This is a genomic window from Zhouia amylolytica (assembly GCF_900116365.1).
Taxonomy (GTDB): domain Bacteria; phylum Bacteroidota; class Bacteroidia; order Flavobacteriales; family Flavobacteriaceae; genus Zhouia; species Zhouia amylolytica.
Window position 1 is genome coordinate 166,728 of the sequence record NZ_FPAG01000003.1, and the last position, 18,762, is coordinate 185,489.

An 18,762-nucleotide genomic window follows, 5' to 3' on the forward strand; every position below is an offset into this window, starting at 1 on the left:
GTACTGAATACCAGTATGATGTAAATGGAAATATGACAAAGGATGATAATAAGGGAATTACTTCAATAAGTTACAACCATTTAAATTTGCCTACTAACGTAATATTGGGTGGAGGAAATATTTCTTATATTTACGATGCAATAGGTACCAAGCTTAGAAAGGAAGTTAATGGAGGTAATACCACAACCACAGACTATGCGGGTAACTATATTTATGAAAATGGTTCTTTGAAATTCTTTAGCCATGGTGAGGGATATGTAGATGCCGATAATGGATATGAGTATGTATACCAGTATAAGGATCACTTAGGTAATGTACGACTCTCGTATAAGAATGTAGGTACAATAAGTGCACCAAACCTACAAATACAAGAGGAGAATAATTATTACCCCTTTGGCTTACAGCACAAGGGCTATAATAATGTGATAAATGGTACGGAACATCCCTACACTTATAACGGCAAAGAAGAGCAAAACGAATTAGGGTTGAATTGGCTTGATTATGGATGGAGAAATTATGATGCAAGTTTGGGAAGATTTATGAGTCCAGATCCAGTTGCACCTGAATATCCTGAAATCAGTCCATATGTTTATGTAAGAAATAACCCTGTGTTTTTAATTGACCCTGATGGAAGGGATTGGGAGATTTCATGGTTCTGTCGCATTAAATATCGAGAATTTAAAAAGGTGTTATTTTTAGGAATCACTAAAAAGATATTTTATGTTCAAGCATCATCGTTATCCCAGAGTTGTGATTTTACAAGCGGTTTATTTTAAATTACGATTCACTTTGAGTTATCGGGATGTGGAAGAATTAATGGCAATAAGAGGCGTAAAAGTAGATCATTCTACGATTCAGCGATGGGTTTTCAAGTTTTCTAAAGTGTTAGAAGGCAAAATAAATAAAAGGAAGCGTAGAGTTAGTCGTAGTTGGCGAATGGATGAAACCTATGTAAAGGTAGGAGGGATGGATCGCTATTTATATAGAGCGGTAGATAAATATGGCAATACCGTTGATTTTTTGTTAACCAAGCGCAGAATGAAGGGTTCGGCTCAGAAGTTTCTCAATAAAGCGATATTGAATAATGGTAAACCCAGAATAATAAATATCGATAAAAGTGGAGCAAATACCTCAGGTATAAAAACATGGAATAATCGTAGTTGTACAGTGAAAAAGATAAAAATTCGTCAATGTAAGTACCTGAATAATATAGTAGAGCAAGACCACCGAACGATCAAACGGCGTATCACAATAAGTTGTGGATTTAAGGAATTTGAGTCCGCTCAAAGGACATTGGCGGGCATAGAAGTGGTACATATAATCAGAAAGGGTCAGATCATAGATTCTAAATCAACGGTGTTTAAAACTTTTTGTTCATTGGCCGCTTAGTTTATAAATTTGAATAGATTTTTAGAATTTCAATTGATTAATGCGACACAACCACTCACTTCAATTTTAGCATTATTTTATTGCACTAACTTTTGAGTTAAGCCAGCTTTAAGAACAAAAGCAGAAAGGAAATCTTTAACGGTTTCCTTTTGTTTTTTAGAGAGTTTTTGAGCCTTGTTGAATAAAGTAAGTGTAGCCTTTCCCAATTTAAGATACAGATAAATTATACAAATTTTCATTTGAAAGATCCCCTAGTATTGAAACTGATTAAAATTAAAGAGGGAAATTTTTAAAGATTTGCGTGTTTGTTAAAAATATAATTAGCTTTTATTATAAAATTAATGTTGCTAATTTTGCATTTAATGAAAGTCAAAGTATAACCCATTGGATTATAGTTTTTGACAAGGTCAACAATTCGGTTAACAAATTAAAGTGGTAGAAATTAACCTCCTTAAAATATTAATACTCCGAGACAGGTTTGAATCCTGCCGAAGTCACTACAAGCAAGAAACCACGCCAATCGGCGTGGTTTTTGTTTTTCTGAAAAAAGCCAAACGCAGTTTGAGGTTTTGCAAGAAAAGCAAAAACCAAAGCAGCGCCAGCTGCTGGTTTCTTATTTGCAAAGGGGATTTTACTCAGGATCCCGAAGTAATCCAACGCATTTGCCAGAATATGTTGAATCGTTCAAAGCAGCGCCAGCTGCTGGTTTCTTATTTGCAAAGGGGATTTTACTCAGGATCCCCAGCTACCGCACGAATCCTTTCGTGTGGTATATTAAGCTAAAAAGGCACAAAACATTTTTATTATATTTAGAGTATGAGCAGGAATTATAAATTTCATAATCCCGAAGGCTTATATTTTGTAAGTTTCGCGGTAGTAGGTTGGTTAGACGTTTTTACCCGTAATGAATACAAAAATATTTTATTGGATAGTCTGTCATTTTGCCAACAAAATAAGGGCATGGAAATTATTGCATGGTGCATCATGTCAAACCATGTGCATTTAGTATTTAGAAGTATAAATGGAGAAAAACCAGAACAGATATTAGGTGATTTTAAGCGCTTTACAAGCAAGACAGTTGTTGAAGCTATAAAGGATAATTTTCAGGAAAGCAGAAAAGAGTTTTTGTTAAATGAATTCAAGAAAGCAGCAAAAAGGTCATCTAATGTTAAGAGTTATCAATTTTGGAGACATGACAACAAACCTATTGAACTATGGAGCAACAAGGTTATTAAAGAAAAGATAAATTACATTCATCAAAACCCTGTAGAGGCTGGATTGGTATTTAGACCAGAAGATTATGTATATAGCAGTGCGGTGGATTATGCGGGAGAAAAAGGTTTAATTGAAAATGTAGTTGTCTTTAAATCCTATGATTAAATTATAATTCATACCACACGAAAGGATTCGTGCGGTAGCGAGGGGATTCGTGCGGTAGCGAGGTTCAAAAACATGTAGAACATGAGGTTAATAAAACTTATAATTATGCAAAGAAGAAACAAAAAGGTAGGCAAAATAAATAATTGTTTATGGTATTTACTAACCCTGTTAATGATGTTTATTCTCGTGGTAGGTTGTATAGAAAAAAATAATAAGAATCATTCTTCAACGGAAGTGACATATTATTATCAAATTACTAATCATGAAGATGAAGTTTTAAATTATAGGATACGGAGTTATAAGTTTATACATGATTCTATATTTGTCAATACAACGATACTTGATTCTTTAAAGATTGAGTCTGAAAAATACCAACGAAAGTATGTTAAGGAAGGAAATAATTTGTATGTTATTTATGGTAAAGGTAAGAACCTACGAAAGGAGCTCTTTTTATCAACGCATAATAATGACTCCTGTGTGGTTTATATTAATTCCTTTAATCATAAAATTAGGAATTGTTTATCGATACTAAGTAAGGATAGTGAAGGTTGTTGTTCTTTTAGAATAGTTAGTGAAAATTTAGAAATAGATGGAGGTATATCGGAAATATTCCTTGATAGTAACTATTCTCTAGTAAGAAGAACTGATATTACCGGTTTGGCAGTTTTCAAAGAAGAAATTAGGATAGATAGTTTAATTTTGGAGAAGTAAGTTTTTACCAACCCAGCTACCGCACGAATCCTTTCATTTTAATTCAGACCACACGAAAGGATTCGTGCGGTAGCGAGGGATTATGCGGGAGAAAAAGGTTTAATAGAAAATGTAGTTGTCTTTAAATCTTATGATTAAATTATAATTCAGACCACACGAAAGGATTCGTGCGGTAGCGAGGGGAAAGGATTCGTGCGGTAGCGAGGGTTTGAATGATATTAAATATAGTATGCTAATTGATTATTTTTTTAAACCGGAATATCTGTCCAAATAATAATCACATTTAATTTATTTTCAAAGATTGTCTGCCTGTATTTGTATAAATTTGTGATAGTCAGTGTATTATTGATCAAGAGAAAGGAAACAGGAATTATTCCTTGATATTTAGAATAAGGTTCTAATAAAAGTATTATGAATAAGCATCATAAAATCGTTATTATGGGTGCTGGGGGTATCGCCCGGGCTGTAGCCTTAATACTTACCGAATGGAGTACAGTCACTCCTACAATTTTTATTGGAAACAGAACACTTTCTAAAGCGCAAAACTTTGTAAAATGGATTGAAGATGGGCTAACCAGGCCATGTACCCTAAAGTCCTTTCCTCTTTCGGAATCAGGTATTTCTAAAGAAATGATAAATGTGTTTAAGCAAGGAGATATCCTACTCGATTGTTTACCGGGAACAGAGGCTCCAAGAATGGCGAGTTATGCTAAGAATTATAATTTACACTATGCCAATCTAACTGAGTATGTGGAAGAAACCGATAAAATCAAGGATATAGCCAAAGATGCATCTACAGGTTTTATTTTGCAAACCGGTCTTGCACCGGGCTATATCGATGTACTTGGTAATTATTTATTTGAAGAGTTTTGCAATGATTTTGAAGTAAATACGGTTGATCGTTTAGAGTTAAAAGTAGGGGCATTGACTAAAAATGCTGTGGCTCCACATTTCTACGGGTTCACATGGAGTCCGGTTGGGGTCGCTACCGAATATTTAGAGGAGGCTGAAGTGATTCGTAATTATAAAAAAACAAAACTACCTTCGCTATCTGAACGCGACGCCATTATAATTAACGGTATAACTTATGAAGCCGATCTAACCTCAGGAGGTGCGGCAGATTTACCTGATGCCTTAGCTGGAAAAGTGGCTTCAATGGATTATAAAACCATAAGATTTCCGGGTCATTATGCATGGGTAGAAGAGCAAATAAAGAACGCATCCGATATTAAGGAGCTGCAAGCTGTAATGGAAAGTCAAGTACCTCATATAGAAGATGACCAAATCATCATATATGCAGCGGTGCAAGGGAAAGATCACAAGGGTATACTGAGAAGACGGGAAATAGTAAAACAAATCCTTCCACAAAAGATAGGTAAGTATCAATTACGAGCCATCCAGACAACCACCGCCACTCCCTTAATTCAATCAGCACAACTATTACTGGAAACCAATATTAAAGGAGTTTTATTGCAGAGCAAATTAGATACACGGTCTTTTTTAAATGGAGGATTTATAACCCCTGTTTATGGTAATGTATAAACGGATTGTTTATATGCGACTTCCATAAAGAGGTTGGGCCTGATGCTTAAATAAAGGTTGTGATTAGAGATGTTTGTAAATCTGCTTTTTTGTGACTAAAACACTGTGGTTAAATGACTTATATCATTTTATTACATGGCTAATCTGGGTAATTTTAAGGGTCCTTTGTTTAACATTAAAAAAGTAGAATTATGGCACTTATTAAATTTAACAACAGATTGCCATGGCTTAATTCCGAACTGTCTGACTTTTTTGATACCGATGATTTTTTTAAAGATGCATTTTGGACCAAAGCCATGATTGAACAACCAGCCTTAAATATTAAGGAGAGTGAGGAAAGTTTTGAGTTGGAAATGGCAGCTCCCGGATTGTCAAAAGACGATTTTAATATTTCAATTGACGATGGTTATCTGAATATTTCTGCAGAAAAAAAAGAAACCAAAGAGGAGGAAGAAGCCAATTATACGCGAAAAGAATTTAATTATAATTCTTTTAAGCGGTCATTGTTATTGCCTGATAGTATTCTGGAGGATGATGTAGATGCTACTTACAATGAAGGATTACTTCGTATAAAGCTGAATAAAAAGGAAGACGCTAAGAAACATACCTCTAAAACTATCAACGTAAAATAATCATTCAGGTAGAAGTGATTCGTCACTTTTACCTGTTTTAAAAATTGAGTATTATGGTACTTTATTCAAACCCGAAATATCTTGAGTGGAAAGGTGTCGAGGAAATGCATCACGATGCGACAAGATGGATGTCTGAGCTACAGTTTTTGGAGAATGAACACCGTTTTTTGGAAGACTTATTGGGAACATACTTTTTAAAATTAAGTTCTGAAAAGTATTATGATGAGGGAAAGAGCATAGCTCAGGAATTATCGGTGGTAGGTGATCAGATAAAGCCTTACATTGATGAAGTTCGGAGTCATAATAATGAACTGGAAGTTCTCATTGATGGTGTAGATCAACCTTTTGAGGAAAAGGAAGTAAAAGCAACACATAGAATGCTACATGATAAAATTGTACACTTCATTTCTCAGTTTAATGAATTAAAATTGAAGTTATATGTGGTGATTCAGGAGATTATGAAAGAATCTAAAGCGAAACATCTTTTAAAATAAAAAGCCCCCTATGTTAGCATAGGAGGCTTTCTTTAAATATATCGAGATTAATGTGTGCTCATCTGAGTTTTTCTCTTTCTGATTTGTCGTTCCAGATCTTTTAAAGTTTCAGCTAAAGCTATTTCAAAAGACTCTTGATCAGAAGATGCGAAAAGGTCATAACCTGGAACTCTCAATCGGATTTTGCAAATTTTACCTTTACCCTTAGTGTCATTATCTTTTTTGAAAAAGACATTAGCGTTCAAAATCCAATCGTATTTATCACCTAAATCCTTAAGCTTTTTGGTTGCTAATTTTTCTACATAACTATTTGAGCTCATTTTTTCAAATTGAATATCTATTTTCATAGTAAGCGTATTTTTAGGTTATACAATAGGTTTCGGAGACTTAATATAACTCCAATAATTAGATTTAGAAGTTACGGATTTATATTGACATCACCTTGAATATTTATAAATATCTATAAGTAAAATAATAGGAAAAATAAGATATAAAAAATGACCAAAATCATGCCTTAAATAAATAATCAAATGCGTAATTTTAATAGCTTGATTTTCTTTTATTTGCGTTTAAATTGTCTTCAGATCATAAGTATTTAGAGAGATATTCAAAAAATCTTTTTTTCAGATCATGGTAGATTTGACGTTGAGTTTCCATGCGGTCTCTCATTTCCATGTGATATTTCAAACCTACCATATCTATAGCTTCCTGATTGGCTTTTAGTTGGTTTGAAATGCCATGCTCATGGGTTCGTATATCATCTTTGAGTTGATCTATTTTTTCTAGTTGTATGGTGAATTGATTTTCATACTGATCTAACGCTGATAAAACCGTATCATCGGTCCAACGCTTTTGAATCTCAGAGAGCCTGTTTTTAAACGATTTTATCTCATCTTCCCAGAAGAGTAATTCTTTTTCCCATAAAGAATGCTCAAAATGTAAATCGGAATTTTTTATAATTGTTTTCATGACTACCAATTAAATTATGTTCGTAATTCATCAATTTACTGGATAGTAATGATAATTAGAATGATAATTATCAGTAACTTAGGAATGATTTATATCATTTTAATTCGTTCTTAAGCAACATAACTTTAAGAACCTAAAGGTTTATGATGTTATCAGAAAAGTCTATAGGAAGCTTAATTAGTAGTTTCTTTAAACAAATAGGAGCGCTTACCTTTTTTGCAGGACACTTCTTTAAAGAAGCAATTCAGCCTCCTTATGAGTTTAATGAATTATTGAAGCAGTGTTATAGTGTAGGTAACAGATCATTACCATTGGTAAGTTTAACAGGGTTCATAATTGGGTTGGTACTTACCTTACAAACTCGACCGACTTTGCAGGAATTTGGAGCCGTTTCATGGATGCCGTCTATGGTTGGAATATCCATAGTAAGAGAAATTGGTCCGGTTATAATTGCATTAATATGTGCTGGAAGGGTGGCCTCAGGGATTGGGGCTGAACTTGGTTCTATGAGAGTTACGGAGCAAATAGATGCCATGGAGGTTTCTGGTACAAATCCTTTTAAATTTCTCGTGGTTACCAGGATTACAGCGACCACGCTGATGGTTCCGTTGTTAGTCATTTATGGAGATGTTTTGGCATTGTATGGTTCTTTTTTAGTCGAACATTTCAAAGGAGATGTTTCAGCCCGCCTTTTTTTTAATCAGGTGTTCAATGCTTTAAACTTTAGTGACTTAATCCCGGCCGTAATCAAGTCAGTGTTCTTTGGTTTTGCAATTGGTTTAGTAGGATGTTTTAAAGGATATTATTGTGAAAAGGGAACGGTAGGGGTAGGTTTAGCAGCTAACACGGCAGTGGTAATGTCATCCTTGTTGATATTTATACTCGATTTTATAGCAGTGATAATCTCCGATATTTTCTACGATTTATGAAATCTCTCGAAAACATACAAGAACAGCATAAAGAAGAACAGCTTGAAACTAATGATGCCATCATTATTGTGGAAGATCTTGAGAAAAGTTTTGCCTCAAACCATGTTTTAAATGGTTTTAATATGAAGCTTTTTAGTGGTGAGAATCTTGTTATTATGGGAAAATCCGGTTCTGGAAAATCTGTGATGATTAAATGTTTGATTGGTTTGATGAAACCAGACAGGGGCGTTATTAATATAATGGGTAAAGATATAGTTCACCTCGACCAGTCTTCCTTAGATGAATTAAGAGCCGATATCGGATTCTTATTTCAGGGAAGTGCGTTATACGATTCTATGACGGTTAGAGAAAACCTTGAATTTCCCTTGCGTCGCCATCGTGAGCGTTTTGGGAAAAATATAGAAGTTGATCATATGGTGTTAGAGGCGCTTGAGAGTGTCGGCTTGGCTCATACTGTAGATTTAATGCCCGGAGAGTTGTCAGGAGGGATGCAGCGAAGGGTGGCCTTGGCACGGACCCTAATTATGAAGCCGAAAATTATTTTCTATGATGAGCCTACCAGTGGTTTAGACCCCATCACCTCTAAAGAAATCATTGTACTAATGAAAAAGATCCAACAACAATATAAAACATCTGCATTAATCATAACACACGATGTTGATTGTGCGAGAGTGATTTCAGATCGTATGATATTATTGGTTGATGGAGTGAATTATGCAGAGGGAACCTATCAGGAATTAATTAAAGTAGATGATCCGAAGGTAAAGGCCTTCTTTAAATAAAATTAATATGGCACGTTCAGCATCAGAAAGATTAAGGTTAGGAATCCTGGTTACCGTAGCTACTGCATTCTTAGTGGTGGCAGCCTATTTAATTGGAGACAAGGAAAATATGTTTAGTAAAACATTTTCGATTGGTGTTCTTTTCAACAATGTAAACGGACTTAAGGAAGGGAATAATGTGCGTTTTTCCGGCGTTAATGTAGGTACGGTTAAAAGCATAACCATGCAAAACGACACGACGATTAAAGTGGTAATGGTTTTAAAAGAGGAAATTCAACCATTTATTAAGAAAGATGCTGTTGCTACGATCGGAACTGATGGCTTGGTTGGAAATATGATTATTAATATCATTCCAGGCAAAAATACCCATGAACCTGTGCAAGATGGTGATCAGATAAAATCATATAGTAAAATAGGAGCAGACGACCTATTGAGCACGCTGAGTGTAACCAATGAAAATGCAGCCTTGCTTACAGCCGATTTGCTCAAAGTAACGGAGGCCCTTACAGAAGGAAAAGGAACCCTGGGAAGACTTTTAAACGATACCACCATGGCTGAAGATTTGAGTAAGACCTTGACAAACTTAAAATATGCCAGTTATAAGGCAACCACTTCTTTAGAACAGCTTAGTGCGACCTTAAATGGGGTAGATAGGGAAAATAGTATCGCTAATGTATTATTTAAAGATACCCTATCAGGAATGAGGTTAAAAAGTGTAATCAGGGATCTGGAGAATTCGGGAGAAAATCTTGATTCGCTGCTAACAAACCTTAACCTTATCGTGTATGATATAAAAGGAGGTAAGGGAGCTTTAAAATATTTAACAACCGATACGGTATTGGTGCAGCAATTAGAGAAGACCATTCAAAATATAGAATCAGGGACAGAGAGCTTCAATCAAAATATGGAGGCGTTAAAGCACAATTTTTTATTTCGAAGATATTTTAAGAAACTCGAAAAAGAACAGGAAAAGCAAAATGATTAACCGTTTTAAATCTTAATAATATCAGAGGGGGTTTCAACAAGTATTGATATTTCACCTCTGATGGCAATGGGTTGCTTCATTATATCGGGATGGTGTTGTATAAGTTTAATCCAGTCTTCCGAAGAAAAGTCCTGTCGTTCAAATTTAGATTTATAAGCAGGGTGATCCTGATTGATTAAATCTTTGATTTTTATATTTAACCGGTCTGCTATTTCCGCTATCTGGGTCCCGGTCAGTTTCGTTTTAAGAATATCTACTTCCTGGATCGGAATTCCTTCTGCCTTAGCATAGGCCAATGTTTTTTTAGCTCTCGTAGAATTTGAACTATAGAATAAGGTAATCTGCCTGTTTGATGTTGCAATTTCTCCCATGACTGTAATTTTGATGATTAATCTTTTAACAGATAAGATAATTTTTCACTGTCAATGACATATTCGGTAATGGCAAATGCTGCTTTTCTGCTTTTTCTGAATTGTTTTATAAAATCACTGATCGCATCCTCCAATAATTGATGTTCTTCCCTGAATTTTTGAGCATCGTAGGTGAACGGATCGCTCATGATCTCTTCAATATGCGTTAAGTGTTTTGAGGTCTGGCCTAACAGCGATTCACATCTTTTGGTTATTTCCAATAAGTTCACTTCCAGATCTCTTACCTTATCAATATGCTTTTTATCGGTTAGCCATATAAAATACTTATCTATCAGATGATTTAAAAATTTTAAATCATCTTGATAAAATTCTAAATCTGATTGCCAATGTTCCGTAAGCACAAAAAGTTCTTCCCAATTGGCTTTTGGGATATAATCGTCTTTTGGCCTATATCTAAAGTCATTCATGACGGAATATTTTAGTATTTAAAGGTAGTGAATGATGAGTTTTTTTTAAATGATAAAAATCATTTTAACATCTGTTTTACAGTTGTTTATGATATGATGGTTCCATCTTCCATTTCAATGATGCGGTCGGTTTCATTAGCAAAATCAGTATCATGTGTTACGATTAATAGCGACATGCCCTGTTCTTCCTTTAATTCTTTAAATATGTTTAGAATGTTATTCGAATTATAGCTGTCTAAATTTCCTGTAGGTTCATCGCCCATAAGAATTGAAGGATTGTTTATAAGGGCTCTTGCAATAGCAACACGTTGTTTTTCACCACCGGAAATTCTGCTGGCTCTTTTTTGAGCAATGTGTTCAATGTTGAGCATTTTTAGCTTTAGCATAGCATCGTGTTCAATTTCTTCAGAGGTCTTAATACCCAGTTTTTTAGCAGGTAACATGATGTTTTCCAGTACGCTGAATTCAGACAGGAGGTAATGAAACTGAAAAACAAACCCAATACTTTCGTTTCTTAAATGAGCCAGTTCCTGCTGATTTTTACCGGTAACCAATTCTTTATTAATGAATAGTTTTCCTTCGTAAGCAGTGTCGAGGGTAGAAAGAATGTAAAGAAGTGTAGATTTCCCACAGCCTGACTTCCCCATGATACTCACAAATTCTCCTTTTTTTATTTGTAACGAGATGTGATGAAGTACGTGAAATAGTACGGGCTTTTTAAAATATTTATCAATATTATTTGCTTCTAAAACCAATTCCATATCGTTTAATTCTAAGTGCCCCTGATAATTCGTACCGGGTCTATTTTTTTTGCCTTTTTAGATGGAAAATATCCTGCTATAAAAGTGGAGATTAATGCAAAGCCTGAGCCGATAATATAATACCATATGTTATAATTAATCGGATAGGTACTTATAGTAGGTAACGCTTCCGTTTCAAAAGCAATAGTATCTATAATTCTTGACAGGATATAACCGATTGTAAGGCCTAATACGGCTCCAATGATGCCAATGATGATAGCTTGACTCATGAATATTATTTGTACATCTGTACCCGAAAATCCTGTGGCTTTTAAAATAGCAATGTCTTTCATTTTTTCATAGATCAACATATTCAGGATATTGTATATCCCAAAACCTGCAACGATTAGTAATGTAATCGAAACTGCATAGGTGATCAGGTTTCTGATATTTGATCCTGTCTCAAACTGAGCGTTGGCTTGTTTGATATCTACGGCCTTTACTTCAAATTGTTTTTCTAGCTTATCTGCTAATGAAACTGCAAGATCGATGTTCTTGAGTTTAATGTTAATATCGGTAATAAAATTTTCAGCCTCTCCCTCTAGTTTTTGTACTGTTTGTAAATTAGCAAAACTCTTTATGTTGTCAATGTCAGCGATACCGCTTTGGTAAATTCCAACGATTTTTAAAGGAGATATAACACCATTTACCGTACTTACCTGAACCCTGTCACCCAGACTCAAAGACATTTTTTTGGCTAAACCGGCTCCAAGTAAAATACCATTAAGGTTGTTCTTAAGGTCTTCAGGGCTCCCCTCCACAATGTAATCGGCAAGGTTAGATAACCTAACCTCCTCCATAATGTCTACTCCTGTAAGTTGCCCTCCTAATTCAATTGAACCGGATAAGTAAAATATTTGAGCTTGTAATTGTGGGGTGGCACCCAGCACATTGGGATCTTGCTGTAAACTCTTTAAAATGGGTAATGCATTGTGAATTTTACGCTGACTTTGTTTTGGTTTTACAGAATGGGTAATCTGAAGTGCATCTTGAAACTCTTTAAAGTAGGCCACAGGCTGTTTTTTTGAAGGCTCAATTTCATTGTAAAGATGTATGTGTGGGGTTTGATTCAGAATGAGATCATCCAGCATATTATTCAGACCCGTCATGAAACTAACAAGCGTAATATAGGCACCGATACCAAAGGTAACTCCTAATGAAGCCGTTACTGTAGATTTCATCTTGGTTGTCAAATGCGTTTTAGCTATTGCAAGTAATACCCTCCAGTTAATCATGTCCCTGGTTTTAAAAGTATTGAATTTTCACTGAGTCCTTCGAGAATTTCCACTCGATCTAAACTTTCTAATCCGGTTTTAACTTCAACCTTTCCTTCTTTGGTGAGTACCTGGTTTTGTTCTATGAGGTATTCCTTAGGAATGGTAAGCACGTTTTTCTTTTGAGAAATAATAATGTTTCCCTCTCCGGATAAGCCGGGGTATAATACATCGGGGGGATTCTTAAACAATGCTTCAACCAAAAAAGTTTGGGATCTGTTATCCTTTGTTGGATAAATCTTATCAATGCCAGCTTCGAAGATCTGGTTTCCGTATGCGTCCAGAGTAATCAGTGTTTTTTGTCCCTTTTTTATGTGTACAATATCAACTTCATCAACCAACATTTCGATGATAAACTTTTCTTTACAACCAATTGTTCCCAAAGATTCCTGAATTGACACCAATTCTCCGGGATTCTTATAAAGCGCATATACCTTTCCGTTTAATTTACTTTTTACAGTGAAGTCTGTCGTATTTATTTTTGAGGTTTTATAATTGTTCTCTGCTTGAAGTAGTTGAGTGTTCAATTCATATTTAGTTCGGTTGAATTTATTCTTTAGTAAGGATAATTGATTTTTTGAAAGTTGGTAATTGAGCTCCTTGGTATCGTATTCCAGTTTAGAACCAATTTGTTGCTCCCAGAGATTTTTTTGCCGATAGTAATTGATAGAGTCGTTCTTGTATTTTAAAAAGGCGGTTTGAATTTCCTCTTCTATGGCATCGAGAATGGCAGCACTCCCTTCTAGGTTTTCTTTTGCAAGTTCATAGGCGAGTTTGGCGTTTTTTGTGTTTAAGAGAGGGGTGTTATTAATAATTTGAACAACAGGCTGGCCAGCTTTTACGATCGTACCTTCCTCAACGTAATTATAATCCAGTATGCCGCCAACAGCCGAATAGATGTTATAAAGGCTATCCGGCTGAATAGTTACAGAAGCATAAACGGATTCAACAATGTCTGATCGGATAGGTGATATTTTATTGTTATCTGAGGTACATGAAAGCAGGAGGGCAATAATAAAATAAACGCAATGTTTCATGATGCTCAGATTTTTTATTAAAAATCTAATTTCTATTACATTTTTAAAATGATATATATCATTTATCATCTGCCTCATCCATAGTACATTAGTGATGTAGATCCACGTATTTAATATGTGAAAAATTAAGAAAATGAAAAAAATATTAGTACCAACAGACTTTTCGGAACATTCAAATTATGCACTGCAAGTAGCGGCACAAATAGCTAAAAAATCTAATGCTAAAATTTTATTGTTCCATATGATGGGCATTGCTCAGTCCGTATTTATTTCAGAAGAAGATCAAAAACAAGCGGAAGCCATTTATTACCTGGAACTCACCAGGAAACGTTTTAATGAACTGCTTGAAAAGGATTTTATGAAAGGTGTCGAGACTGAAGTAGTGGTTCAGAATTATAAGATGTTTTCAGAAATGAATAATCTGGCACATGATAAAGGAGTAGATTTTGTGGTTATGGGATCTCATGGATATACTGGACTTTCTGAGATGTTTGTAGGTTCTAATACGGAAAAAATTATAAGAACTTCAGACTTCCCGGTGATGGTTATTAAAGAACCTTGTGAAAACTTTAATATGAAAAAGGTCGTTTTTGCTTGTGATTTTAAACCAGATGCCTTGAAAGCTTATAGAAAAGCAATGCACTTTTTTAATAATTTCGGTAGTGAAGTTCATTTACTTTATGTGAATTTACCTAATGAAGAATTCAGAAGTACTTCCGAATTAGATCAACGGGTAAATGAATTTTTAAGTGTGGCTAATGAGGGGGTTATAAATCCGAATCATAAGGTTCATTATTTTAATGATTATAATATTGAAAGTGGGATTTATGCATTCAGTAAAGCTATCGAAGCAGATGTTGTTTCCCTGGCCACTCATGGTAGAAAGGGAGTATCGCACTTTTTTATGGGAAGCGTTGGAGAAGACATAGCTACTCATGTTAATTTACCTGTAATTACATTTAAGATATAATTGAAATTTCCTTAGTATTACAGCTTATTTTATAAAAATATTGTACCTTTTTCTTTTCTTTTGAGCGGAGGGATAAATAACTTTGTAATTTTAAGCTGTGTTTCCAACCTATGAGGTTTTTTCAAGAAGACAAAGACATTTTTAATATACTTTCAGAGGCTATTTCAGAAGGGATTCTGGTGGTCGACGAGCATCAAAATATAGTAGCCACCAATAGTCCGATGGAACATATGTTTGGCTACGAAAAAGATGAACTCAAAGGCCAAAATCTAAACATACTTATTCCGCAAAATTACCATCAAAAACATGTCGGCCATTATGATGGTTATTTTGCAGAATCCAGCCAACGTAAAATGGCCGAAGGAAGGAAGTTAAGTGGAGTTAAAAAGAATGGAGAAGAGTTTTATGTTGAAATCGGACTGAACCCATTTCATATTTACGACAAGGTATATATAATGGCGATCGTGATGGATGTTACCAAGCGTATAGAGTCAGAGAACGTCATAAGAGAACTCAATGAACACCTTGAAGATAAAATAAAGCAGCGTACCAAAGCACTGCGGGATTCTGTGGCTCAGCTCACCAAGGAAGTTAGGTTGAGAATTGAAGCAGAGAGTCAGGCCAAAATTGCATTACAAAAGGAAAAAGAACTCAATGAGTTGAAGACTAAATTCCTGTCGATGGTTTCTCATGAGTTCAAAACCCCACTGAGTAGTATTCTAACTTCTTCAATGCTCTTAGGTAAATATACGGAGGGAGAGCAACAACCAAAAAGAGATAAACATATAAATACCATTAAAGGAACCGTTAGAAATTTAAACGGTATTTTAAACGATTTCCTTTCAATCGAACGTATCGATTCAGGTAAGATTGATTATAAATTTGCCAAATTCAACTTAAGTAAAGTTTTTAATGAAATCTTATACGATGCGAACATGACGCTTAAGTCTGGTCAGAAAATTCAGTTTCCGGATGATATTGATGAGTATGTAATTGCTCAGGATGAAAAGATTTTTAAACTTATACTATCCAATATTATTGGGAATGCCATAAAGTACTCCCCTGAAAATTCCACCATTTTTATAGAAGTTGCCTTCAAGGAAAATAACAATTTCCTCTTTACCGTCCGAGATGAGGGAATTGGGATTCCAAAGGAGGACCAAAAACATATTTTTTCGCGTTATTTTAGAGCCCAGAATGCATTAATTACCCAGGGAACTGGTATTGGGTTAAATATTGTGAAAAGTCACGTAGAAGATCTGGGAGGAACTATAAGCTTTGAAAGTGAACTCGAAAAAGGATCAGTTTTTAAAATAGAATTACCAAATAAAACCAAATCATAAGGCTCATGAAAAAAGTACTGTTAGTTGAAGATGATGTTATACTAAGAGAAAATACTGCAGAATTACTGGAATTGTCTAATTATAATGTTGTTACCGCATCTGATGGTAAAAAAGGGGTGTTGTTGGCTGAGAAGGAATTGCCCGATATTATTGTATGCGATATTATGATGCCTGAATTAGATGGCTATGGTGTGTTAGAGGCTTTGTCTAAAAATGACCGAACCAAAAGAATCCCATTTATTTTTCTTTCGGCAAAAACGGAGCGAAATGAGGTAAGAAGAGGAATGAACCTCGGAGCCGACGATTATATTACGAAACCATTTGAAGAAGAAGAACTTATTAACGCAATCGAAAGTAGACTTGCTAAAGTTCGAATTTTAAGTGATATGAATCAGGTTGAGGCGTCTAATGGCGATCGTGAAGATGAGATCGCTAATATTAATCAGCTTAAAAATTACTTTTTAGACGAAGGAGAAATGTTCACTTATGAAGAAGGAGCCTTGATTTATTCCGAAGGTAATCACTCTAACTATATGTTCCTGATAGAGGAGGGAATGGTTAAGTCTTTTAAAATAGACGAACAAGGAAAAGAATTGATAACAAAGGTGAGTAAAGAAGATGACTTTTTTGGATACAGTTCTTTTACTCAGAATATCCCCTATAAAGAATATGCCAAGGCGATTAAAAACACAACCGTCTACGCAGTGAAAAAAGACATACTCTCTACGATCCTTAATGATAATAAAAAGCTATCTATAGAAATTGTTGATTTCTTAGCGGAAGGATTAACCGAATTTAATAACCAATTACTTCAAATGGCCTATGGTTCGGTAAGAAGGAAAACAGCTGCTACCATTCTTCAATTTGTAGATCAGTTTGATAGGAACAAAAGTGAAGGGATAAAGATTTCACGTAACGATTTAGCAAGTGTTGCCGGAATTGCTCCTGAAAGTTTCATAAGAACGTTGTCAGAACTTAAAAAAGAAGGGTTGATTGCTGTAGAAGGACGAAACATCAAAGTCCTGGATATTGAACGTTTGAGAAATGTAGATTAAGATCATTTTTTTATAGAGGTTTGATATATATCATATTTAACGGTTAAGAGTTTAGATAATTTTGTTATTGTAATAAATAACAAAATGAAAAACATATTAATACCTACTGATTTTTCCGATAATTCATGGAATGCAATCGTATACGGGTTGACGCTTTTTGAAAAAGAAAGGTGTCAATTTTATTTGCTTCATGTAGAAGATCTGGGTATGTATGCTTTTAATGATACCGCTACACTTCCGTATAACTCAACCATTGATAAAAAACAGATTGATCGCTCAAAGGCTAAATTAAAAAGTCTGCTTGGACGAATATATGAGAAATTCCCGGGTACAAATCATAGCTTCGGGATATTGGTGGAGTATGATTTTCTTGTAGATGCCATTAAAAAACAGGTGAGTGAGAAAAAAATAGATCTAATTATTATGGGAACCAAGGGAGCCTCTAGCCTTAATAAAGATATTGTAGGAAGCCATACCAGTGATGTGATTACCAGGGTGAAATGTCCGCTACTGGTGATTCCTGAAAAGGCGAAGGCAAAGATCCCTCAGGAAATAGCCTTTCCAACGGATTACAGAATTTTTTATCCACTCAATGTATTGGTAACCTTGATGGATTTAGCACAAAAACATGGTGCTTCTATTCGCTGCTTACATGCCGTTAAAGAGCACTTTGAACATTTAGATCAGGAGCAGTTAAAGAATAAAGAATTATTAGATGATTATTTCGATAAGTTCAATCATAGTTTTCATCAGGTTACCAGTAAGCGACTAGATAAAGCGGTACAATGTTTCACGGAAAGCCGGGATATTGATATGATAGCCATGGTGGCTAAGAATCTTAATTTCTTTCAACAAATTCTCTTCAAACCTACGGTTGCGGAAATTAGCTATCATACCCACATACCATTTCTGGTATTACACGAACAAATAAGTTGATCATGCATGATAAATATCATGTTATTTAAACCTTCGAAGCAGTAATTTAGCACTGATAAAAGATTAGTTCTTTGAGTTAATTAGTATTGAGGTATACTTAAAAGAAAGAGGTGTCAAAAGACACCTCTTTCTTTGTTTTTAGTTCATACTAAAACATGATATTGTGATATACCATACTTTTAAGATCCTTTGGAAGTCCTGTTCTGATATCTTCCAGTTCTCCCAAAGAAATGTATTGTCTTAAGGCGATAAAGGTCGTGATTATATATTGTTCAGCCTTTTCATCTGATCCGAAATCATGTATAGAGGAGCTCCCGTCAAAAGTACGTACCAAATCGATAAACGCCGTCATGTTTTTGATCCGTTTATGCTTGGTTCTTGTCGACCATCCGTTAACATAAACAGCCTTTAAAAACATAGGAAACTGAGCAATCAGCTGAAGCGATTCTTCGAAAGAGATTATTTCTCGAAGGCCATGTAAAATAGCAGATAAAACCCTTCCCGCTCTATCCGTGTCAGTACCCATGTCTAAATCTTTAGCATATTTCTTTAAAAAGCTGTTTCCTTCGGCTGCATATGCATTAAAATTGAGTGCCATAATTTCCAGAGTTTAATTCAACAACCACTACCTAACACTAGGTCCAAATATTTTAATAAGTTACGTATAAAATAGCTAATTATCAATGATTCAGTTGG

22 protein-coding genes are annotated in these 18,762 nt (G+C 34.9%); 14 read left to right on the plus strand and 8 right to left on the minus strand.

The window, feature by feature from the left end; genetic code table 11:
• Positions 1 to 32: 32 nt before the first annotated feature.
• The 7 genes from BM361_RS05805 to BM361_RS05840 all read left to right on the plus strand — a co-directional run bounded on the left by BM361_RS05805 (position 33) and on the right by BM361_RS05840 (position 6,148).
• On the plus strand, positions 33 to 776 hold the full coding sequence (locus BM361_RS05805; RefSeq protein ID WP_074977587.1) for an RHS repeat domain-containing protein: 744 nt from the start codon (positions 33 to 35) through the stop codon (positions 774 to 776).
• Entirely contained in the window at positions 721 to 1,389 is a 669-nt protein-coding gene (locus BM361_RS05810; RefSeq protein WP_074977589.1) for an IS6 family transposase, read from the plus strand. The genes BM361_RS05805 and BM361_RS05810 overlap by 56 nt, the downstream gene beginning before the upstream one ends.
• An 816-nt stretch (positions 1,390 to 2,205) precedes the next feature.
• Positions 2,206 to 2,769 carry an REP-associated tyrosine transposase gene (locus BM361_RS05820; RefSeq protein ID WP_074977591.1) on the plus strand — a complete coding sequence of 188 codons (564 nt, stop codon included), beginning with the start codon at positions 2,206 to 2,208 and terminating at the stop codon, positions 2,767 to 2,769.
• Positions 2,770 to 2,874: 105 nt separating this feature from the next.
• A complete protein-coding gene (locus BM361_RS05825) occupies positions 2,875 to 3,480 on the plus strand; it encodes a hypothetical protein (RefSeq protein ID WP_139226624.1) in 606 nt (201 codons plus the stop codon).
• A 411-nt stretch (positions 3,481 to 3,891) separates the two neighbouring features.
• A complete protein-coding gene (locus tag BM361_RS05830; RefSeq protein ID WP_074977594.1) occupies positions 3,892 to 5,022 on the plus strand; it encodes a saccharopine dehydrogenase family protein in 1,131 nt (376 codons plus the stop codon).
• 191 nt (positions 5,023 to 5,213) lie between these two features.
• Positions 5,214 to 5,654, plus strand: a complete 441-nt coding sequence (locus BM361_RS05835) for an Hsp20/alpha crystallin family protein (protein ID WP_038266207.1) — start codon at positions 5,214 to 5,216, stop codon at positions 5,652 to 5,654.
• A gap of 53 nt (positions 5,655 to 5,707) precedes the next feature.
• The gene (locus tag BM361_RS05840; RefSeq protein ID WP_074977596.1) at positions 5,708 to 6,148 is read left to right on the plus strand and encodes a hypothetical protein; all 441 of its coding nucleotides are present in this window, start codon (positions 5,708 to 5,710) and stop codon (positions 6,146 to 6,148) included.
• Positions 6,149 to 6,195: 47 nt separating this feature from the next.
• On the opposite strand, the gene BM361_RS05845 is transcribed toward BM361_RS05840, so the two are convergent.
• Positions 6,196 to 6,495 carry an HPF/RaiA family ribosome-associated protein gene (locus BM361_RS05845; RefSeq protein WP_074977598.1) on the minus strand — a complete coding sequence of 100 codons (300 nt, stop codon included), beginning with the start codon at positions 6,493 to 6,495 and terminating at the stop codon, positions 6,196 to 6,198.
• 238 nt (positions 6,496 to 6,733) lie between these two features.
• Complete coding sequence (locus tag BM361_RS05850; RefSeq protein ID WP_074977600.1) at positions 6,734 to 7,117, minus strand: hypothetical protein; 384 nt, start codon at positions 7,115 to 7,117, stop codon at positions 6,734 to 6,736.
• A 146-nt stretch (positions 7,118 to 7,263) separates the two neighbouring features.
• Between BM361_RS05850 and BM361_RS05855 the strand changes: the two genes are divergently transcribed.
• The 3 genes from BM361_RS05855 to BM361_RS05865 are packed head-to-tail and all read left to right on the plus strand — an operon-like array spanning position 7,264 to position 9,813.
• Positions 7,264 to 8,046, plus strand: a complete 783-nt coding sequence (locus tag BM361_RS05855) for an MlaE family ABC transporter permease (RefSeq protein ID WP_083425862.1) — start codon at positions 7,264 to 7,266, stop codon at positions 8,044 to 8,046.
• Positions 8,043 to 8,828, plus strand: a complete 786-nt coding sequence (locus tag BM361_RS05860) for an ABC transporter ATP-binding protein (protein ID WP_083425863.1) — start codon at positions 8,043 to 8,045, stop codon at positions 8,826 to 8,828. Before BM361_RS05855 ends, BM361_RS05860 begins: the two co-directional genes overlap by 4 nt.
• A gap of 7 nt (positions 8,829 to 8,835) precedes the next feature.
• A complete protein-coding gene (locus tag BM361_RS05865) occupies positions 8,836 to 9,813 on the plus strand; it encodes an MlaD family protein (RefSeq protein ID WP_074977604.1) in 978 nt (325 codons plus the stop codon).
• Between the two features lie 5 nt (positions 9,814 to 9,818).
• On the opposite strand, the gene BM361_RS05870 is transcribed toward BM361_RS05865, so the two are convergent.
• From BM361_RS05870 to BM361_RS05890, 5 genes are all read right to left on the minus strand, one after another.
• On the minus strand, positions 9,819 to 10,184 hold the full coding sequence (locus BM361_RS05870; protein ID WP_074977606.1) for an arsenate reductase family protein: 366 nt from the start codon (positions 10,182 to 10,184) through the stop codon (positions 9,819 to 9,821).
• Positions 10,185 to 10,201: 17 nt separating this feature from the next.
• A complete protein-coding gene (locus tag BM361_RS05875) occupies positions 10,202 to 10,651 on the minus strand; it encodes a hypothetical protein (protein WP_074977607.1) in 450 nt (149 codons plus the stop codon).
• An 86-nt stretch (positions 10,652 to 10,737) separates the two neighbouring features.
• Positions 10,738 to 11,412 (minus strand): ABC transporter ATP-binding protein, encoded by a 675-nt coding sequence (locus BM361_RS05880; RefSeq protein WP_074977609.1) that lies wholly within the window; start codon positions 11,410 to 11,412, stop codon positions 10,738 to 10,740.
• A gap of 11 nt (positions 11,413 to 11,423) precedes the next feature.
• The gene (locus BM361_RS05885; RefSeq protein WP_038266185.1) at positions 11,424 to 12,686 is read right to left on the minus strand and encodes an ABC transporter permease; all 1,263 of its coding nucleotides are present in this window, start codon (positions 12,684 to 12,686) and stop codon (positions 11,424 to 11,426) included.
• On the minus strand, positions 12,683 to 13,762 hold the full coding sequence (locus BM361_RS05890) for an efflux RND transporter periplasmic adaptor subunit (protein ID WP_074977611.1): 1,080 nt from the start codon (positions 13,760 to 13,762) through the stop codon (positions 12,683 to 12,685). Before BM361_RS05890 ends, BM361_RS05885 begins: the two co-directional genes overlap by 4 nt.
• A 133-nt stretch (positions 13,763 to 13,895) precedes the next feature.
• On the opposite strand from BM361_RS05890, the gene BM361_RS05895 reads away from it, so the two are divergent.
• From BM361_RS05895 to BM361_RS05910, 4 genes are all read left to right on the plus strand, one after another.
• Positions 13,896 to 14,732 (plus strand): universal stress protein, encoded by an 837-nt coding sequence (locus BM361_RS05895; RefSeq protein WP_074977612.1) that lies wholly within the window; start codon positions 13,896 to 13,898, stop codon positions 14,730 to 14,732.
• 110 nt (positions 14,733 to 14,842) lie between these two features.
• The gene (locus BM361_RS05900) at positions 14,843 to 16,075 is read left to right on the plus strand and encodes a PAS domain-containing sensor histidine kinase (protein WP_074977614.1); all 1,233 of its coding nucleotides are present in this window, start codon (positions 14,843 to 14,845) and stop codon (positions 16,073 to 16,075) included.
• 5 nt (positions 16,076 to 16,080) lie between these two features.
• Positions 16,081 to 17,130: a response regulator gene (locus BM361_RS05905; protein WP_038266177.1), complete on the plus strand. Its 1,050-nt coding sequence runs from the start codon at positions 16,081 to 16,083 to the stop codon at positions 17,128 to 17,130.
• A gap of 84 nt (positions 17,131 to 17,214) precedes the next feature.
• Entirely contained in the window at positions 17,215 to 18,066 is an 852-nt protein-coding gene (locus BM361_RS05910; RefSeq protein ID WP_074977616.1) for a universal stress protein, read from the plus strand.
• Between the two features lie 148 nt (positions 18,067 to 18,214).
• Here the strand turns inward: BM361_RS05910 and BM361_RS05915 are convergent, their stop codons facing one another.
• Positions 18,215 to 18,664, minus strand: a complete 450-nt coding sequence (locus BM361_RS05915; RefSeq protein ID WP_074977618.1) for a DUF2267 domain-containing protein — start codon at positions 18,662 to 18,664, stop codon at positions 18,215 to 18,217.
• Positions 18,665 to 18,762: the final 98 nt, after the last annotated feature.

Bases quoted from the DNA above. Each gene is read 5' to 3' on its own strand.
- BM361_RS05805 (WP_074977587.1), top strand. From the start codon at position 33: ATGACAAAGGATGATAATAAGGGAATTACTTCAATAAGTTACAACCAT.
- BM361_RS05810 (WP_074977589.1), top strand. From the start codon at position 721: ATGTTCAAGCATCATCGTTATCCCAGAGTTGTGATTTTACAAGCGGTT.
- BM361_RS05820 (WP_074977591.1), top strand. From the start codon at position 2,206: ATGAGCAGGAATTATAAATTTCATAATCCCGAAGGCTTATATTTTGTA.
- BM361_RS05825 (WP_139226624.1), top strand. From the start codon at position 2,875: ATGCAAAGAAGAAACAAAAAGGTAGGCAAAATAAATAATTGTTTATGG.
- BM361_RS05830 (WP_074977594.1), top strand. From the start codon at position 3,892: ATGAATAAGCATCATAAAATCGTTATTATGGGTGCTGGGGGTATCGCC.
- BM361_RS05835 (WP_038266207.1), top strand. From the start codon at position 5,214: ATGGCACTTATTAAATTTAACAACAGATTGCCATGGCTTAATTCCGAA.
- BM361_RS05840 (WP_074977596.1), top strand. From the start codon at position 5,708: ATGGTACTTTATTCAAACCCGAAATATCTTGAGTGGAAAGGTGTCGAG.
- BM361_RS05845 (WP_074977598.1), bottom strand. From the start codon at position 6,495: ATGAAAATAGATATTCAATTTGAAAAAATGAGCTCAAATAGTTATGTA.
- BM361_RS05850 (WP_074977600.1), bottom strand. From the start codon at position 7,117: ATGAAAACAATTATAAAAAATTCCGATTTACATTTTGAGCATTCTTTA.
- BM361_RS05855 (WP_083425862.1), top strand. From the start codon at position 7,264: ATGTTATCAGAAAAGTCTATAGGAAGCTTAATTAGTAGTTTCTTTAAA.
- BM361_RS05860 (WP_083425863.1), top strand. From the start codon at position 8,043: ATGAAATCTCTCGAAAACATACAAGAACAGCATAAAGAAGAACAGCTT.
- BM361_RS05865 (WP_074977604.1), top strand. From the start codon at position 8,836: ATGGCACGTTCAGCATCAGAAAGATTAAGGTTAGGAATCCTGGTTACC.
- BM361_RS05870 (WP_074977606.1), bottom strand. From the start codon at position 10,184: ATGGGAGAAATTGCAACATCAAACAGGCAGATTACCTTATTCTATAGT.
- BM361_RS05875 (WP_074977607.1), bottom strand. From the start codon at position 10,651: ATGAATGACTTTAGATATAGGCCAAAAGACGATTATATCCCAAAAGCC.
- BM361_RS05880 (WP_074977609.1), bottom strand. From the start codon at position 11,412: ATGGAATTGGTTTTAGAAGCAAATAATATTGATAAATATTTTAAAAAG.
- BM361_RS05885 (WP_038266185.1), bottom strand. From the start codon at position 12,686: ATGATTAACTGGAGGGTATTACTTGCAATAGCTAAAACGCATTTGACA.
- BM361_RS05890 (WP_074977611.1), bottom strand. From the start codon at position 13,762: ATGAAACATTGCGTTTATTTTATTATTGCCCTCCTGCTTTCATGTACC.
- BM361_RS05895 (WP_074977612.1), top strand. From the start codon at position 13,896: ATGAAAAAAATATTAGTACCAACAGACTTTTCGGAACATTCAAATTAT.
- BM361_RS05900 (WP_074977614.1), top strand. From the start codon at position 14,843: ATGAGGTTTTTTCAAGAAGACAAAGACATTTTTAATATACTTTCAGAG.
- BM361_RS05905 (WP_038266177.1), top strand. From the start codon at position 16,081: ATGAAAAAAGTACTGTTAGTTGAAGATGATGTTATACTAAGAGAAAAT.
- BM361_RS05910 (WP_074977616.1), top strand. From the start codon at position 17,215: ATGAAAAACATATTAATACCTACTGATTTTTCCGATAATTCATGGAAT.
- BM361_RS05915 (WP_074977618.1), bottom strand. From the start codon at position 18,664: ATGGCACTCAATTTTAATGCATATGCAGCCGAAGGAAACAGCTTTTTA.